The organism is Terriglobus sp. YAF25, from assembly GCF_052113305.1.
GTDB lineage: Bacteria > Acidobacteriota > Terriglobia > Terriglobales > Acidobacteriaceae > Terriglobus.
In genome coordinates this window covers 1-15216 of record NZ_JBFRCY010000027.1, presented here as the reverse complement: position 1 = coordinate 15216, position 15216 = coordinate 1, and the positions used below count along the sequence as shown (strand labels likewise).

Below are 15216 nucleotides of genomic sequence, written 5' to 3'. Positions count from 1 at the left end.
CCATTAAAGGATGGGCTTCGGCTGCTTCCTCCCGGCACGGTCAGCGATGCGCCAGAAGACGACACCTACACCGGCACCGGAGAGGCGCAGGCTATCTATACCCTGACGCGTTTCTTCGACCGCGCGAATCGCGACTTCGTGTTGAAACGGAGCAGATTGGTGACGTGGGATGACGCGAAGTCGCGCAACCTTGTCTTCCTGGGAGCTGCAACGCAGAACACGGCGTTGGCCGAACTGCCGACTGCGACCCAGTTTGTGATCCGCCTGGACGAAAATGCCCACGGCTATGTGAGCAATGAACATCCGCTTGCCGGGGAGCCGCATGAGTATGCAACCGATGGAACTGATGAGTATGCGATTGTCGCCTTGCTGCCTGGCCTTGAGTCCTCGACACGGATCCTCGCCTTTACAGGATTAACGACGGTTGGCACACAGTCCGCCGTGGAGTTCGCCCTGGATCCGATGCATCGCGCCGATCTGGCGAAACGCGCAGGGCTGGATCACAATCTCGCGCGTCCGTTCGAAGCGCTGCTACGGGTACATGTCCGGCGCAATGTCGGTCTGAATGCAGAGATCGTCGCGTTTCATACGCGGTAGTTGTGGCTCCCACTGGTTCGAGCTTCGCTCGAAGACCCACATAAGCTTCGCGTATGTGGGGCACCCAGAGTCTGGGCTCGACTAATTTCCAGTGGGTTCAGATAGTAGGTCTCGACACCGCGGGCGGAGTCGTCGCGAGAGCTATTGGCGTGGATGGATAGAAAGAGATCAGCCTGCGCCTTGTTGGCAATCGCCGTACGTGTCTCCAGCGGGATGAAGGTATCGTCGGAGCGTGTATAGACGATCTCCGCACCCAGGCGCTCGTGCAGCAATTTGCCGAGACGCAGTGCCACGTCGAGCACGACATCCTTCTCCATCAGGCCGTCGACACCGATGGTGCCGGAGTCGTGGCCACCGTGACCGGCATCGATCACGATGCGGCCGATCTTCAGACCGAGCGCACGCACTAGAGAGGTTTCGCCCGCAGTGGTCGGTGTCGCCATATGACCGATGGACTCATCCGCAGCGGCGATCTTCCTTCCTTTGCGCGGTTTCTTGTCCGCAGCGGGAGGAGCAGGCAGGTCGTTCACCGCAACCTCCACCGGGCGCACGCTGGCAGCGATGGGTTGCGTTGTCGGAGCGGAGGTCGCCTTCACCTTGCCGGGCTGGGTGCTGAGGTTCGCGACCTCGCGCGTGCTCGCCTGCTTCGTCGCGATCGTACTGGGCACAGCCGAGACCGGAGCCACACTCTTCTCCGGAGCGGGAGGCAGAGGCTCATCCTCAGTAATGGGATCACTTACCGGACGGGAGACGCCTTCGTGCTCATCGCCGGCAGACTTGGACGGCTTATCTGCGGCCTTTGCTGTTGCGCCATCGCCTGGCTGTTTAACGGCAACGTCGGTGGGCTTGTTCTTCCCTGCACCCTTCGATCCGTGAATATCGATGATGAGCCGGTACGGATTCGGCAACAGGAACGCGGAGTACTCAGTGACATTGTTCACGTCGAGCACGACGCGGGTCACATCGTTCGAGAACTGGGCAATACGGATCTTCTTCAGGAAGCCATCGTCGGTGACGGTAAAGTTCTTGCCGACCAGATCCTGCGCAAGCCGTGTGCCGTGCAGGTCGAAGAAGATGCGTTCGGGATTCGGCACGCGTGCCGCCTCATACTGCACCTCATCGCCGAGATCGATGGCGACACGTGTGTAGTCGGGCGTGGACCAGTGGCGAATGCCGCTAACCTGTGCCAGCGCTCCCTTGTGGCGAGGCATAGGCGCGGTCGAGACCGGCTGCAGCTTCTGTGAAGAAGTATCGACCGGTGCACTCGAAGGCGTTGGATCGATCGCGGAAGCTGACCCCGCTCCCGAGGTAAGAGGCATGGCGGGCAACCGTGCCAAACCGTTCTGGCGCGGCGACGGCGTCTCTACCTGGGGTGCCGGCGCCTCTGCCGGCGGAGCAGTGGCAACGATCGGCTGACGCGGAGCAGGACGGTCACCGTGCTTGAGGGCATCGAGGCCGGCGCGGGCATCCTGTGCTTCCGTCGAATGGGGATAGCGGCGCAGTAGCTCGTCATAGTGCTGGCGGGCGAGCTTCGCATCGCGGAGGTCGTTCTGCGCAATGATGCCTTCGGCCAGAAGCGCCGGAATTCGCAACGACGAACCCGGATACTGCTTGCGCAGGAACTCGAATTGACCAAGCGCGGCCTGGAACGACTTCGGATCGTTCAGGCTGCGGCCCTGCTCGGCGAGCAGCTCTCCCACGGCAAAGATGGAGCCGGGAGAGTGCACGTCTGCCGGGTTGGCGTGATAAATGGCGCGGTAAGCGTCCATGGCGTGGGCATAGGCCGTGCGGGTCCGCTGCTGCTCGGGCGTTGCTTCGAGCTGCTCGCGCAACTGCTCCGCCTGTTGCCAGGGCGAGACTGTAACCGCCTTCTTCCGCACCGCCGCCATCGCCAGCGTCGAGACGCACAGACCGACAACGATTCCAGAGCGAATTGAGGCAAAGACACGCATGCGGCAGCTCCGGCAAAAGCCGAAACGCTTCCAGTTTACCGAGCAGTTAACCCGGAAGACCTGCACAAAAACCGGAGCGTACTTGGGTGGTAAATGGGGTATCGAGGCGGGTCCCGGTTTTGTTATTTCGCATCGACAACCCGTTTTCAACCTTTCCGGTTCAACGTTTTGTCATTTCGCAGCGACCAAAGGGAGCGGAGAAATCTGCTTCTCTACCTATTCCCTACCAAGGAAAAGGAAAACGGTTCGCGCGAAGCGCGAATGCCCAGGTCCCTTCAGGGACCCGGGGCTATGAGAGCAGTGACTTCAGGGTCTCGATTGCCGAGGAGATGGCGCCGTCGAGCGCCGCGACATCCGATCCGCCGGCTTCGGCCAGGTCAGGACGTCCGCCACCCTTGCCGCCGACCTTCGCTGCGAGCGCTCCGACCAACTTGCCGGCGTGTACCTTACTGCCGGCGAGGTCCTTGGTGGCGCCCACGATCAGGGCTACCTTTCCATCTTCGGTCGCAGTACCCAACACCACAACGCCAGAGCCGATCTGGTTACGCAGGTTGTCGACCAGCTCGCGCATCTGATTGCGGTCAAGGCCCGGCACCCGCTGCGCCAGCAGCTTGATGCCGTCAACGTCGACAGCCGCATCGCCCGTAACCGCCGAAGCAGCCGACTTCATGCGCGCCTGGTCGAGCTCGCGCTTCAGCTTCTTCAGCTCCTCTTCCTGCGCAGCAATCTTGTCGCGGAGCGCCACGGCAGGATCAGCCGCCGTCGTCGCGCCGACGATCTGCGAGGCGACACGTGCCACATCGAAGTCCTTGCGGAACTCGCTGAGGGCTCCCGTACCCGAGACGGCTTCGACACGGCGTACGCCGCTCGAGACCGACCCCTCACCGACAAGCTTCAGCAGACCGATCTCGCCAGTGGCTGCGGTGTGGATACCGCCGCAGAGCTCAGTGGAGAAGTCGCCGATCTTGATGACACGCACGCGGTCGCCGTACTTCTCACCGAAGAGCGCCATCGCCTTCAGATCATTGATAGCCTCGTCGATCGGCACGTCTTCGAAGACCTGGACGGTTGTGTTCTTCAGCACCTGTTCGTTGACGATGGACTCGATCTGCTCGAGCTCCTCATCGGCGACCTGCGAGAAGTGTGAGAAGTCGAAGCGCAGGCGCTGCGGATTGACCAGCGAACCGGCCTGCTTCACGTGCGTGCCCAGTACCTCGCGCAGCGCAGCGTGCAGCAGGTGCGTGCCGGTGTGGTTGCGCGTGGAGGCTGCACGGACATCGCCATTGACGACAGTGTCGACGACGTCGCCGACAGCGATGGGCTGACGCGCGACGACCTTGTGCGCAAAAACGCCCTGAACCGGCTTGGTGCATCCGGCGACATCGGCAACAACGGAATTGTGATCGGCCGAGTAGAGCCAGCCGATATCGCCAACCTGGCCGCCGGAGTCGGCGTAGAAGCTGGTGGTATCGAGGACGACCTCGCCGGCATCGCCGGGGTTCAGCACAGYGGCGCCGACGCCATCCTTAACGATGGCCAGCACCTTCGCGCCATCGACGCGCAGCAGCTTGTATCCTTGGAACTCTGTCTTCGCGAGGTCGCGGAAGACCGGAGCGGCCGTTTTCTGGGAACCGCCCTTCCAGGAAGCGCGGGCGCGGGCCTGTTCTTCTTCCTTGGCCTTCTCAAAGCCAACAAGATCGAACTCAATGCCGGCATCGCGGGCGGCGTCCACCATGAAGTCGAGTGGCATGCCGAAGGTCTCGTACAGACGGAAGGCGAGAGCGCCGGATTTCAGTGTTTCTTCGTTCATCTGCGAGAGGCCGAGCTGCAGCGTACGGGCGAACTGCTGTTCTTCGGCGAGAACAACCTTCGCGACACGGTCAGCGGTTTCGTGCAGTTCCGGATACGCCGTTCCCATCTCATCGCGGACGGCATAGACCATTTCGTGCATGAAGGGCTGCTCCTGCCCCAGCAGGCGTCCGTGGCGGATACCACGACGCATGATCTTGCGCAGAACGTAGCCGCGGCCTTCGTTGGCCGGCAGCACACCGTCACTGATCAGGAAGGTAGCAGCGCGGGCGTGGTCGGCGATGATGCGGAGCGAGGCCCGCGAGCGGTCGTCGATATCCGAATCCTTCTCGACCTTGTGATGAGTAAGCTGTTCGGCGCGATTAATCAGCGGTGTGAACAGATCGGTCTCGAAGTTCGAGATCTTGTCCTGCAGCACGCAGGCGATACGCTCCAGACCCATGCCGGTGTCGATCGAAGGCTTGGGCAGTGGGGTCAGTGTGCCGTCGGCGGCGCGGTCGAACTGCATGAAGACCAGGTTCCAGATCTCGACGTAGCGCTGCTCGTCCTGCGGGAAAGGGACGTCCACCCCAGGCTGATCGGCGGCCGCAAGGCCGAGGTCGAAGTAAATCTCGCTGCAGGGACCGCAGGGGCCGGTGTCGCCCATCTGCCAGAAGTTGTCCTTGGCGCCCATCTCGAAGATGCGCTCTTTGGGAACGCCGGCCGCAATCCAGAACTGCTCGGCCTCATCGTCGCGGGGGACGGATCCCTCGCCGGCAAAGATGGTGACGTAGAGCTTGTCCTGCGGGATGCCGTACCATTCCGGGCTGGTGAGCAGCTCCCAGGCATAGGCAATGGCGTCTTTCTTGAAGTAGTCGCCGAAGCTGAAGTTGCCCAGCATCTCGAAGAAGGTATGGTGGCGGCGGGTGAAGCCGACGTTCTCGAGATCGTTATGCTTGCCCCCGGCGCGGACGCACTTCTGGCTGGTGGTGGCGCGCGAATAATCGCGCTTTTCCGCCCCCAGGAAGACGTCCTTGAACTGGTTCATGCCCGCATTGGTGAACAGCAGCGTGGGGTCATTGGCCGGCACCAGCGATGACGAATGGATGCGGCGATGCTGCTTGGTCTCGAAAAAGCGAAGGAAATCCTCGCGAATCTGGCTTCCGGAACGATATTGCATGACCTGTTAAGTCTAGCAGCGCGGCCCGGCCATTTTTGCCGTTGCTTTGCCGCCCGCCGCCTGCAACACTAAGCGAAAGTACCCCAAATGATGTTTTTATCCGTTCCCTGAACGGACTACGGCCCAATGGATATCAATACTCTTTTCTTCGTGGAGTCGAGCCTGTTTTTCCTCTTCGGCCTCACGATGCTCGTAAATTCCCTGGCAAACCCTGGTCTACGGGGAGCGCACTGGTTTGTCGCTTCGAATCTTGCCGGAGGCGTTGCCCTGTCGCTGCAGGGCGCACGCGCACATCTGCCGGTCGTGATCGGCATCGTCTTCTCGAACCTGCTCTTCGTAGCGCAGCTGGTGTGCCTGAACCGCGCCGTCACCGCCTTTCTGGGCCGCATGGAACGGATGTGGATCGCCGTACTCGGCGTCTGCATGGTGGGAATGTGCGGCGTCGCGTATTTTTCGCTGGTGCACACCGATATCGGCGCGCGGGTTGCGGTTATCTCCGCCATGATGGCGATACCCTCCCTTATGACGGCATGGGTGCTCTTTGGGCCGGCGGCTGCCGGGGTACGTACCGCATCGCGCCTGCTGGGCTCAGTCTTCCTGTTCTTTGCCGCAGTCACCTCCGTGCGGGGCTATGCGGTCTATCGCTTTCACGTGCCCAGCTTCTACTTCATCTGGCTGGACCTGATCGTGATTGCGGGCATCGCCTTCGGGTTTATCTGGATGTCGGCAGCGCAGTTGCGCGAGGATCTGGAGCGCCAGGCCATGACCGATCCGCTGACCGGGGTGCTGAACCGCCGCGCCGTCGAACGTGAGGTCGTTGAGCTGCTGCAACGCTCGGCGAAGACCGGTGGAACCATCTCGGCGCTGATGCTGGACATGGACCACTTCAAAGGCATCAACGATCGCTTCGGCCATCATGGCGGGGACCGGGCCCTGTTGGCAGTGACGCATGCGATCCGGCGCTCGGTGCGCGGCACCGACCTGGTGGCGCGCCTGGGCGGGGATGAGTTCATGGTGGTGCTGCCGGATACCCCCATGGAGATGGCTCGCATGATCGCCGAACTGATCCGCGGCGAGGTCTCTTCCCTGCGGGTGCAGACCGAAACCCATCAGTTCCAGGTGCGGGTTTCAGTCGGCATCACCACGCTGGTGGGCCAGATTGTGGGTCTGGAAGATCTGATCAAACAGTCCGATCGCGCGCTGTATGAGGCCAAGGCAGCAGGACGGAATCGAGTATTTCCTTCCGGCGAATTTGAGCCCGCGTTTATGGCGTAACGGATTCCGAGGCTACCGACAGACTCCAGATCTAAAGCCCTTCAAACAACTCCCAGATGCGGGCCAGGTGATGGTCATCGTGTTCCGCGACAAAGAAAAGATGATCTGTCAAAGTCATCGGCTGTTTCAGGCGCGGGTGCACAATACTGCGGTCCCATGCTTCTTCGTCCAGCGAGGCCACACGGCTCAGAAGTTTGCTGCGTGCACTGCGGAAGCCGGAGAGTATCTCTTCCAATGGACGTTCGTTGAATCCACCGTCTGTAGTCGCGCGATTGGCAAGGTCAGTAGGTGTGAGAGTGTTGCTGCCCCGGACGAAGTCTTCTACCCGTGTGAGCCACAGCGGCTCCAGTTGCAGCAGATGGCCGGCATTCTCCTGCGCGGACCAGCCATGTTCGGGCCTGGCGATCAGCCGCTGAGGTGTATGGCATCGCAGCTCTTCCTCCAGCCGCGCCGGCGTGCCGCGCAGCCGCGCCATCAGGTTGGGTAACAGCTCCTTTGGATATCCGAAAGAAAACTTCCGCTCAAACCACACCGCGATCTGTGTCATGCCTACCCCCTCCTAAACTCCGCGAGAGAAGTGTGCGTTACCTTCGCGGTCCAGCGCCATCGTTATAAGTAAAAATGCATTCCCCATAAACGGAGCAATGGGTGCGCAACACCTGCTGCAGCGATTGGTTGCCTTTTCCTGACGAAGTTTATTTTCCTCCTCCGCTGCAACATTCTTAAAACGCGAGGGTATGAGGGAGTGGACCGGCCGCGTGAAGCGGACACAAAAGGTCGCAGGAGTCTCCCCATGTCGCTTCTCACCCAAGGTCGTACACTTCTCGTCGCCGGCGCGATGCTCTTCTCCGCAGCCGTTATCCAGGTGCCGCAGAGCCAGGCCGGTGTGTTTATCTCCGTCAACGTTGCTCCGCCGGCATTGCCGGTTTATACGCAGCCGCCGCTTCCGGCGCCCGGCTACATTTGGACTCCCGGCTACTGGGCCTATGGCCCCGGCGGCTATTACTGGGTCCCCGGCGTCTGGGTTGCGCCTCCGCGTCCGGGCCTGTTGTGGACCCCTGCCTACTGGGGCTGGGAGGGCGGCGCGTATCTCTTCCACCCCGGCTACTGGGGACCGCACGTCGGCTTCTACGGCGGTGTTAACTATGGCTTCGGATACTTCGGCTCCGGCTTTGGAGGAGGCGAGTGGCGTGGAGGCAGCTTCTTCTACAACAGCGCTGCCGCGAACTTCGGCAGCGTTCACGTCACCAATGTCTACGTCAACAAAACGGTGATTGTGAACAACACCACGATCAACCGCGTGAGTTACAACGGCGGTAATGGCGGCATCCAGGCGCGTCCAAGTGCGTTTGAAGCAAACGCCATGCGCGAGAACCATGTCGTCGCAACCAACGAGCAGATGCAGCATCAGACCTTCGCCTCGCAGAACCGCGCGCAGTTCGCCAGCGCGAACGGCGGGCGCCCTGGAGTGATAGCTGCGGCAACTCCTGCCTCGTTCCATGCCAACCCGACGAATGCGGCAGCGGCAGCGCGGTTCAACCCCAACCAGCGTGAAGGCAATCAGGACCAGCGCATCGCCAATGGATTGCATAGCGGACAGATGACCTCCGGTGAGGCGGCCCAGGCGGAACGGACACAGGCCAACATCGACCGGCAGGTCCACAACGACCGTGCCGCGAACGGTGGCGCACTGACGCCGCAGGAGCGGCAACAGGTCAACCATGAGCAGAATGCGGCCAGMCGCCAGATCTATAACGACAATCACAACGCCAATCGCGTCGCACCCAACGCCGTGAACAATCGCGAAGCCTATCAGCAGCAGCGGGTTGCCAACGGACTGCGTGACGGTCAGCTCAACTCTGCGCAGGCCGCGCGCGACAACCGCCAACAGGCTGGAATCGCCCAGCAGGTGCACAACGAGCGTGTCGCGAACGGCGGAGCCATGACACAGCAGCAGCGGCAACAGGTCAATCGTGAACAAAACCACGCCGGACGCCAGATTAACCGCGAGGAAGGGCGGCGGTAGAGCACTTTTCCCGCCTCAACGAAGAAGGGCCGCGGTCGATGTCAGCTGCGGCTCTTTTTCTTTTGTGTCGTTTGCAGGTCGGGCGCCCACGTCCAGCCCTCCATCGCATGCAGCGGATCGCGTGGCTGAACAAGGCGTGGAAACTCGTCACGCCGTTCGACCATTACCATCATGCTGACTAAGGCATCGAAGGCGTCTTCCCCGGCGCGGGCCGACTGCAGCACACCGCGCGGCAGAGCGGCATAGGCAGGATTTTCTTTTCGTTTGCGCAGCAGATACTCCGCACGCTTCTCCGGGTTCGACTTGTGCACCGGCCCGGTGTTGAGCCGCGTATACATCTCCACCACGAGCGGCAGCTTTGGCCGGTCAAAGGGCCAGACCGAGAAGCCTGCTTCGCGCAGTTGCAGCAGCACCGGCATGCCACGCAGCGAAGCCGTACCTACCGAACCGGAGCCACCGATCTGGAAGACGGATTTCGGCGTGATGCCTTTCACGCGCAGCGCGCGCTCTTCTTCCGGAATAAGTGCAACCAGCTTGCAGTCAATATCGGTAGCGCGCAGCATGCGATGCAGCCGATCGCCCGAAAACTCCGCGGGCCGTTTGTGCGGTTTTCCCCAGAAGCGGCGGTCCTCACACTCGCGCGAGAGCCAGCGCTCACCGTGCTGCTCGGTAACCAGCCGCCAGAACTCCGGGGCACTCTCCATCTCCAACTCGCGAAGAAACCATGCGGGGAAGGAAAAGCAGAAATCGAAACCGACGACCAGCGATGGATCATCCTTTGCCAGCGTGATCAACCACTCCGCCGTCTCCTGCCGCGTGCGGCCGTTGGTCAGCGTGACTCTACCGTTGTGCCAGCGGGCGGCGTAGATGTGACGGCGCTGTCCGGCGGTATCGACGCGGCCTGACCAGTCGATCGCGATGACCTGCGTGACGCTCATTCCATCTCGTCCAGAGTTTCGACCTCGGCCAGCACATCGTCGCCGGCCTTCAGCTCCTTGAGCGCCGCGAAGATGGTGCCGGTGGAGAAACCGGCCGCAGCCAGCCGGCGTACGATCCGTGCCGACTCTTTTTCGTTAGTCGGCACCGCAATCCGCTTCTTTCGTAGATGCTCGCGCGCCAGATCGAGCTCTTTCACGTCTTCGAACGCAGCCGTGAGTGTCTTCTCGATCAGAGGAGACGCAATCCCCTTCTGACGTAGGTCATTGGCGATGCGGCGTTTGCCGAAGGCCTGGTTCTCCTGGCGGAGCCGTGTGAAGTCGGCGGCAAAGCGCGGATCGGAGAGGTAGCGCATCTCTTCCAACCGGGCGATTACCCGACCGATCTTTGCTTCGCCCTCCGCGGAGTCTTCCACACGGGCTTTCATCAGCTTCTTCAGTTCGGCCACGGTACGCATGCGGCGGCCCAGGGCGCCTGCGGCATAGTCCAGCAGCTCAGCCTCATTCATCGGTTCGCGCGCTTTGGGTTTACGGAATGGCATCAGTGTTAGGAAATTCTAGAAGAATTGACGGACAGGGTACCGGATCGCCCCCCGGGGCCGCCCCTTTGACCCCTCCGGAGACCCGACCAGTTACACTTGCTGAGGAGAAAGTTCCTTTGCCAAACGAAGAGCAGCAGCCTGCAGAACCAAAGCGCGAAGAGACCCTGCTCGAAAGCATCGCCTCCATCGCCAGTGTTCTGGCCGTGGGTCTCTTCGTCATGACCTTCATCTTCCAGAATTTTGAGATCCCATCGGCCTCCATGGTGAAGACGCTGCTGATCGGCGACCATGTGCTGGTCGACCGTGTCACCCTGGCTCCACAGAGCAAGTGGATGCCGCTAGTGCACTACCGCCAGCCCCACCGCGGCGATGTCTTCGTCTTCCTGAAGCCCGGCTGGCCCGATCTCTTCCTGGTCAAGCGTCTGGTTGGCCTGCCCGGCGACAAGATTCATCTGCGCAACGGCATTCTGTACGTCAATGGCGTTCAACAGAACGAGTCCTACATCTCCAAGCCCGGCGACCGCGACGAGAACGGAAGCATCCGGGAGTATCAGGAGTTCCGCGACGACTTCCCGCTCTATCCTCCGCCGTCCTACATGTCCTCAGAAGACGTTCCCGGTGTCTGGCGTGAAGACCTTCCCGCCCACATCCAGGGAGAGGATCTCGTTGTTCCTCCAGGCAAGGTCTTCGCCATGGGCGACAACCGCCTGGACTCGCTGGACAGCCGCTTCTGGGGTTTCGTTCCCATGGAAAACGTCGTCGGCCGGCCCATGTTCGTCTATTGGTCGTTCGAGACTCCGGCAGACCAGATCAATAAGCAGACGGTCGGCGACCGCATCAGCTTCGCAGCCCACGTAATTCTGCACTTCTTCGACGAGACGCGCTGGAAGCGTACGCTGCACCTGGTGAAGTAGATGTCTGAGATCGGTGCATACCCGAAGCGTTCGCTGCGTCGGCGCATCGCCATGGCTCTTGGCCTGATTGTTCTTGTGCTGGTAGCCATCTTTGCGCTGCCGATGATCAACGTGGGCCGCTATCGCCTGCGGGTCGCGCAGGGCATCAGCGAGGCCATCGGGCGGCCGGTGCACATCGACAACATCACCCTGAGCATGCTCCCCACGCCCGGCTTAACGCTGGAGAACTTCGTCATCAGCGAAGATCCGGAGTTCGGCTCAGAACCGGTGATGCGCGCCAACCAGGTCCACGTGACCCTTCGTTTGAGCTCGCTGTGGCGGCGAAAGCTGGAAGCCTCCTCCATCTCGCTGACAGAGCCCAGCGTGAACCTGGTTCGTGCCGAGAATGGCCGCTGGAACCTGCAGGCAATCCTGATGCACGCCACGCAGGTGGACGCCGCTCCTACAGCGCAGCCGAAGGCCGGTGCCAAACCCCGCTTTCCCTACATCGAAGCCACCAGCGCCCGCGTCAACCTGAAACTTGGCAACGAAAAGACACCGTTCTCTCTCACCGAGGCCGAATTTGCGCTCTGGCTGCCGAATCCAGACGAGTGGCGCATCCGCCTGGAGGCCCATCCGTCACGTACCGACACCGATGCCAGCGATACTGGCGTTCTGCGGGTTGAAGGCACGCTGAAACATGCGGAGAGCTTCAGCCAGGTTCCGATCGACCTGCACGGTGTATGGACCAAAGCCCAGCTCGGCGAGACTAGTAAAGTGCTGATCGGAGCCGATGCCGGTCTGCGCGGAACCCTCGAATGGGGAGCCAACGTCAAGGGCACCTTCGCCGAGTCCAACGTGCAGACCTGGATCAAGCTGGACGGTCTTCGCCGCGCGGAGTTCTTCCCGGCACAGCCGATCTCTGCAGAGATACGTTGCGGACTGCGCGCCACCAACCGTTTCCTGACCCTGGAAGAGGTGAAGTGCGAGGCGCCCGTCGATGCCGGCGCCGTTGCCCTGACCGGGCGGATCGACGACGTTCGCGAGCCGGAAAAGGCGGCAATCCAGCTAGGACTTCGCCAGGTTGCCGCGGATACGCTGTTGAACTGGGGCAAAGTTGCGAGCTCACGCGTATCGCCGCAATGGGCCGCCTCCGGAACCGTCGATGCGGACCTGACCTACGGGGCCGTTAGCGGATGGAAGGGCCACCTCACCGCCAACAAGCTGGGACTCACCGCTAAAAACCACGAGGTCATCAAAGACCGGACGGTCGAGCTGACTGACGCTGCCGTGACCCCAGTGGTATTCAAAGGACGCCCCGGCCTGAAGCCAGAAAATAGCAATCTGCAGGGTGATCTGCGGCGCTATGCCTTCACCTTCGACCGGCTGCCGGCATTCAACTATTCAACGATTGAACCATTCAACCGACCGCCCTACTGGGCGGTCTTAAGACTCACATCCAGCACATGCACCGTCGAGCGTAGCTCCGGTGTCGTACCGTCGTTGACTTGGACCTGTTGGGGTGAGTCGTTGAAGACGATGCGGGTGGTGGAACGGGAGCGTGCCGGAATGCGCAGGCGCTCTGTGGTGGTCAGGTTGCCCGAGCGGATCGTCACCGGCACATCGACCGCAGCGTAGCCGGCATTCGAGACTTCGACGGAGATCAGGTAGCCGCCGATGCGCTCGATGGCGCGCGGCGTTACCGAGACAATGGCGAGATCGGGCAAGCCACGGTCGTGGTCGACCCAGTCGTCAAAGAACCAGCCGAGGTCTTTCTGCGATGTCTCTTCGAGCAGGCGACGGAAGGTTGCCGCATTCGGCGAGGGCTGCGTACGAAGCGCCGCCAGCGCCTGTTGCAGGGCGGTATCTCCGGCAATCGATCGCAGCATCCAGAACACATAGGCCGCCTTGGTGCGGTAGATCAGATCGCTGTGTGCCTTCTCCAGGGGCTGGCCCTCACCGGCATCCGGTTGGGAGAGGTCAGGCTCGAGCAGCGTCAGCGCGCTGCGGCCGTCTTCCAACGCCGCAACGGCAGCCTCGCGCCCTTCGCTACGTTCGATCCACAACAGCTCCATAAAGCGCGCCAGGCCTTCGTCCAGCCAGGCGGGCTGGTTGCCGGTGTAAGCGTGCGTGAAGGCATGCACCAGAGCCTCGGCATCTTGGCCGGAGCCGCTCGGGAGCTGCCCCACGAGGAACGGCCCGGACTCAAAAGGTTGCGGGAGGTTAGCTTCCAGCATTGTTAGTGGGACGTTAGGCCGCGCACCCAGCCAGGTGGTGAGCAAAGGAAAGACATTCAATGCCGTCTTGTTCAGGTTGCTTGCCCGCTCGGCATCTTCAGAGATCACGGCCAGATAACCGCCGCCCAGCATCTCCGGCTGGTCTTTGCTGAGAAATAGGCTGAGCGGATGGAATCCCAGAGGGAATGCCGCGAAGCTGGCGGTGGCCACACCGGTGGCAGCAGCGGAGGGCTGGTTCGGATTGTCCTGGTGCGTCTCCAATACGGCCTGGCGGCCGCACAAGAACGCCAGCCGCGGCGGGTCGCCCGCGTACTCGACCGTAAGACGTCCGCTCACGCGGGCCGTCTGCGTCGCCAGACGATTGCGGCCGATGAGGTCGTAGACGCGGTTTCCATCACCCATGAACGCAGGCGGCGCGCTGACGGGATACCAGAGCACATTGCCGAAGCCGCGCACGCCCGTGAAGTCGTCCGTGATGCGATCCCACTCCAAAGAGGACGCAGAGGAAGAGCTCTCCGCTCCAGTGGTCTGTTCGACCTTGCCGGAGTAGAGCACATCGAGGGTCACCGATGCATCGACAGTGAGAGGCTTGGGCAGATGCAGCACGGCCTCGGTCACTGCGGCGGTATGGTCGAGGTCGGTCTTCACCTGGTGCTGAGCCACTGGGAGGGTGACGGTGCGGCCGTCTTCGACCAGGCGGGCGAGGTCCCACATCATGGACGATGAGATCTGGAGCGGAAGATCCTCGATCGGCTTCGTTCCACCATTGCGCACCGTCAGACGCACTCGGGCGGAGAGCGCGCTTTCCGTCGTATTCAGGTGCAGGTCCATGTCATAGGCGGTAAAGATCAGCGATGAGCGGACCTCGTCCGAGACCTGGATCAGCACCGCCGGCTTCTTCTGGGGTGTCTCCGGAGGAGACTGAAAGATGACCTGGGGCTGCTGCTGCGCCCACGCCACACCGGCGGCCAGCAGTACGGCCGCACATCCCAATCGGCTTACAAAAAACATCTAGGAACCTAAACCCTTACGCGGTTTGGACGGCTTTGCCGCCGGAGCGGGAGCGCCGGCACGTTGCCGAACTGCTTCATACATCACCACCGCGCCAGCGACCGAGACGTTCAGTGAGCTGACGGAACCCGCCATCGGGATACGCAGCAGGTGATCGCAGGTGCGCTTGACCAGATCGTGCAGCCCGGCGCCTTCTCGTCCGAGAACCAGCGCTGTGTGCGTTTTGAAGTCGTAATCGCTGTAGTCGGGCGTGCCACGTTCATCCAGACCGACCACCCAGACATTCTCCTCTTTCAGGCGCTCAAGGGCGCGCACCAGGTTGGTGACGCGGGCGATACGAACGTATTCGCTGGCCCCGGCTGAAGACTTGGCGACCACCGCGGTCAGAGGCGCCGAGCGCCGCTCGGGCAGAAGGATGCCATCGACACCGGCTCCATCGGCGGTACGCAGCAGCGCGCCGAGATTGTGGGGATCTTCGACGCCGTCGAGGGCGAGGAAGAAGTAATGCTCCCCGTTCCGGGGCGGAGCGGCCAGCAAGTCTTCGATCGCCAGTAACTTACGCTCTCGTACCTGGGCGACGATGCCCTGGTGCATCTCGGTTTGGGCCAGCCGGGTGAGCTCGTCTTTGGACGCCGGCGAGCACTTAACCCCTGCCTTACGGCAGAGATCGAGCACCGCTTCCAGCCGGGCATCGCGGCGGTCACGGGCGAAACGGACGTGATCCAGCGGGCGGCCACCAGAACGTACTGCCTCCTCTACCGGGTGAATGCCGTACAGAAC

General features: G+C 61.8%; 11 protein-coding genes. 5 read left to right on the top strand and 6 right to left on the bottom strand.

Going from position 1 to position 15216, the window contains the following annotated elements:
* Window positions 1-597 (top strand): hypothetical protein (locus AB4043_RS02050; RefSeq protein WP_442306408.1); only part of this gene is annotated, 597 nt, incomplete at its 5' end.
* On the opposite strand, the gene AB4043_RS02045 is transcribed toward AB4043_RS02050, so the two are convergent.
* Both AB4043_RS02045 and alaS read right to left on the bottom strand, forming a co-directional pair.
* Window positions 585-2549 (bottom strand): N-acetylmuramoyl-L-alanine amidase, encoded by a 1965-nt coding sequence (locus AB4043_RS02045; protein ID WP_442306407.1) that lies wholly within the window; start codon window positions 2547-2549, stop codon window positions 585-587. The two genes, AB4043_RS02050 and AB4043_RS02045, sit on opposite strands and share 13 nt — an antisense overlap.
* A 289-nt stretch (window positions 2550-2838) precedes the next feature.
* Entirely contained in the window at window positions 2839-5517 is a 2679-nt protein-coding gene (alaS, locus tag AB4043_RS02040; protein WP_442306406.1) for an alanine--tRNA ligase, read from the bottom strand.
* Between the two features lie 126 nt (window positions 5518-5643).
* Here alaS and AB4043_RS02035 point away from each other — a divergent pair, with 126 nt between their 5' ends.
* The gene (locus AB4043_RS02035; protein ID WP_442301874.1) at window positions 5644-6792 is read left to right on the top strand and encodes a GGDEF domain-containing protein; all 1149 of its coding nucleotides are present in this window, start codon (window positions 5644-5646) and stop codon (window positions 6790-6792) included.
* 31 nt (window positions 6793-6823) lie between these two features.
* Here AB4043_RS02035 and AB4043_RS02030 read toward each other — a convergent pair whose 3' ends face one another.
* A complete protein-coding gene (locus AB4043_RS02030; RefSeq protein ID WP_442301873.1) occupies window positions 6824-7339 on the bottom strand; it encodes a DinB family protein in 516 nt (171 codons plus the stop codon).
* 246 nt (window positions 7340-7585) lie between these two features.
* Here AB4043_RS02030 and AB4043_RS02025 point away from each other — a divergent pair, with 246 nt between their 5' ends.
* Window positions 7586-8818: a YXWGXW repeat-containing protein gene (locus tag AB4043_RS02025; RefSeq protein WP_442306405.1), complete on the top strand. Its 1233-nt coding sequence runs from the start codon at window positions 7586-7588 to the stop codon at window positions 8816-8818.
* A 41-nt stretch (window positions 8819-8859) separates the two neighbouring features.
* Here AB4043_RS02025 and AB4043_RS02020 read toward each other — a convergent pair whose 3' ends face one another.
* Together AB4043_RS02020 and AB4043_RS02015 are read right to left on the bottom strand one after the other, a co-directional pair.
* On the bottom strand, window positions 8860-9756 hold the full coding sequence (locus AB4043_RS02020) for a hypothetical protein (protein WP_442301871.1): 897 nt from the start codon (window positions 9754-9756) through the stop codon (window positions 8860-8862).
* The gene (locus AB4043_RS02015; protein WP_442301870.1) at window positions 9753-10295 is read right to left on the bottom strand and encodes a regulatory protein RecX; all 543 of its coding nucleotides are present in this window, start codon (window positions 10293-10295) and stop codon (window positions 9753-9755) included. Before AB4043_RS02015 ends, AB4043_RS02020 begins: the two co-directional genes overlap by 4 nt.
* Before the next feature lie 116 nt (window positions 10296-10411).
* On the opposite strand from AB4043_RS02015, the gene lepB reads away from it, so the two are divergent.
* Together lepB and AB4043_RS02005 are read left to right on the top strand one after the other, a co-directional pair.
* A complete protein-coding gene (gene lepB, locus AB4043_RS02010; protein ID WP_442301869.1) occupies window positions 10412-11209 on the top strand; it encodes a signal peptidase I in 798 nt (265 codons plus the stop codon).
* The gene (locus AB4043_RS02005) at window positions 11210-12826 is read left to right on the top strand and encodes an AsmA family protein (protein WP_442306404.1); all 1617 of its coding nucleotides are present in this window, start codon (window positions 11210-11212) and stop codon (window positions 12824-12826) included. It abuts the gene before it with no gap.
* A gap of 1610 nt (window positions 12827-14436) precedes the next feature.
* Here the strand turns inward: AB4043_RS02005 and rlmB are convergent.
* A partial coding sequence (rlmB, locus tag AB4043_RS02000) for a 23S rRNA (guanosine(2251)-2'-O)-methyltransferase RlmB (protein WP_442306403.1) occupies window positions 14437-15216 on the bottom strand: 780 nt, incomplete at its 5' end.

Bases quoted from the DNA above. Each gene is read 5' to 3' on its own strand.
- AB4043_RS02035 (WP_442301874.1), top strand. From the start codon at position 5,644: ATGGATATCAATACTCTTTTCTTCGTGGAGTCGAGCCTGTTTTTCCTC.
- AB4043_RS02020 (WP_442301871.1), bottom strand. From the start codon at position 9,756: ATGAGCGTCACGCAGGTCATCGCGATCGACTGGTCAGGCCGCGTCGAT.
- AB4043_RS02030 (WP_442301873.1), bottom strand. From the start codon at position 7,339: ATGACACAGATCGCGGTGTGGTTTGAGCGGAAGTTTTCTTTCGGATAT.
- AB4043_RS02005 (WP_442306404.1), top strand. From the start codon at position 11,210: ATGTCTGAGATCGGTGCATACCCGAAGCGTTCGCTGCGTCGGCGCATC.
- AB4043_RS02015 (WP_442301870.1), bottom strand. From the start codon at position 10,295: ATGCCATTCCGTAAACCCAAAGCGCGCGAACCGATGAATGAGGCTGAG.
- AB4043_RS02045 (WP_442306407.1), bottom strand. From the start codon at position 2,549: ATGCGTGTCTTTGCCTCAATTCGCTCTGGAATCGTTGTCGGTCTGTGC.